The sequence below is a fragment of the Blautia sp. AF34-10 genome, from assembly GCF_003477865.1.
Classification (GTDB): Bacteria; Bacillota; Clostridia; order Lachnospirales; family Lachnospiraceae; genus Fusicatenibacter; species Fusicatenibacter saccharivorans.
This window is the reverse complement of sequence record NZ_QUED01000102.1, coordinates 1-526: the sequence shown is the minus strand read 5'-3', so window position 1 is coordinate 526 and position 526 is coordinate 1. Positions and strand designations below refer to the sequence as shown.

Below are 526 nucleotides of genomic sequence, written 5' to 3'. Positions count from 1 at the left end.
AAAGGATCTGTAAGAAAAAAAGGAAAGAAATGGTACTACCGCTTCTATGTAGAGGACGCAAGCGGCAATCTTGTTCAGAAAGAATGCGTTGGAACAGAAAGCAAAAGTGGAACTGAAAAGCTGCTCCGTCAGGCAATGGATGATTATGAGAAAAAGAAATTTGTTGCCAAAGCGGAAAATCTCACAGTCGGACAACTTCTGGATGTGTGGGCAGAGGAGGAATTAAAAACAGGTACGCTCAGCAATGGTACGGTGGAGAATTACCTCGGAACAATCCGAAATATTAAGAAACACCCATTGGCAGAACGGAAACTGAAAAATGTAACCTCTGAACATTTGCAATCCTTCTTCGATTTGCTTTCCTTCGGGGGAGTTCATCCCGATGGAAAAGAGAGAAAGGGGTATAGCAAAGATTACATCCATTCTTTTTCCGCAGTCATGCAGCAGTCCTTCCGTTTTGCAGTATTTCCAAAGCAGTATATTACGTTCAATCCCATGCAGTATATTAAACTGCGGTATCAGACGG

1 pseudogene is annotated in these 526 nt (G+C 42.4%); it reads left to right on the top strand.

From position 1 onward, the window contains the following. A pseudogene (locus DWZ60_RS17075) lies at window positions 1-526 on the top strand (site-specific integrase); the annotation flags it as partial.